This window comes from Pseudoalteromonas sp. SR45-5 (assembly GCF_014163565.1).
Lineage (GTDB): Bacteria > Pseudomonadota > Gammaproteobacteria > Enterobacterales > Alteromonadaceae > Pseudoalteromonas > Pseudoalteromonas distincta.
In genome coordinates this window covers 1-1,298 of sequence record NZ_JACJDN010000871.1, presented here as the reverse complement: position 1 = coordinate 1,298, position 1,298 = coordinate 1, and the positions used below count along the sequence as shown (strand labels likewise).

1 protein-coding gene is annotated in these 1,298 nt (G+C 35.6%); it reads right to left on the bottom strand.

The annotated features are described in order from the left end of the window. Positions 1 to 1,123: hypothetical protein (locus tag H5072_RS19730; protein WP_182694549.1), on the bottom strand; the 1,123-nt coding region annotated here is incomplete at its 3' end. Positions 1,124 to 1,298: the final 175 nt, after the last annotated feature.

Sequence of the window (1,298 nt, the reverse complement as noted above, 5' to 3'; positions counted from 1 at the left end):
AATCATCACAACCCACAAATGTATAACTATAGCTGTTTACAAAAGCACGCCTAATATATTGCAGCATATTTGGCACTGCAGCACTTGGCGGCACAAGTTTGAATAAAGCATCTGTAAACGGGGCTTTATCTTCAATATTGGGCTGAGCATAAACGCAAAGTGCTAAATTGGTGAGTAAAGCCATATTCTCAGAAGCAATATACCTAAGTACTGAGTCGCATTGCGCCATACTTATTTCTTGCTTATAAAAATTTTGATGCTCCTGATCATGCACGGCTTTTAATAATTTATCACCATTTGCAAAAGGAGCTTGCTCATATAACTGCCCTAACCACTTTAAAGATTGTCGTTTATAATCATTAAACTGATGCTTACCAACAAAAGTAAAACGCGTAACGCCATTACTATAAGACTGTAATATACGATCTAAGGGATTTGAGTTATTCCCTAATTCATAGCGATTAAACCAGCGTTTAACCTCTAACGCTTCTAGCGTGTAGCTAGTATTAATTCGTTTAGTACAATTTATATTAGCCACTTCATCAGCGGGTAAATTTATAGCTGTTAAAAAGTCGCTAACAATACTGTTATTTAAAAATAAATCTTCATGATAAGCGCGTAAAATAAGCCTTTCACCAAGTTTGCTAGCATAATCACCTAGTACTTTTAGAGTGTTCATCGGTAACGAATCTGCACGCTTTATGGTTGCCACATTGCCATGCCTTTTAACAGACTGGTTATAATGAGATTCATGCAATTCTGCAGGGTTTCTTACATAAGCAATACAACTCACGTTTGGCAGCTTATTTACTAAGGGCAGTAATCGATGGAAAAAAAACTCAGAGCTCAATAATAATGTATGGCAATTATTCTCAGCCGTTTTATTTTTAAGCGCTTCTATACGCTGCAAATTTAATTTGTAATCACCTTTAAGTGGGTCAAATACAGATAAAAAGTTACCAGAGCTAATGCCGTTGCTATCTTCTGTGTGCTGCGGGTAATAAATGCCATGTGTTCTTAAAAACTCAATATTGTCTTTTAACCACTTTTGAATAGCAGACGTACCCGTTTTTGGCGGGCCAATATGTATAATTAAATTAACCGTGTTTATAAAAACCTCCAAACACTTAACTGCAAGAGCAACGCAATACACGAAGCTTTTATATTTTTAAGCCTACCAATTAACCTTAACCCAATAACACATTGTAAACGTAGGAAAGTCCAATCTTAAATAATTAAGCTGCGCTTACATAAAGCAGCTTTATAGCTTAAAGCGTTTTAAAATACGCTCCTTTAAA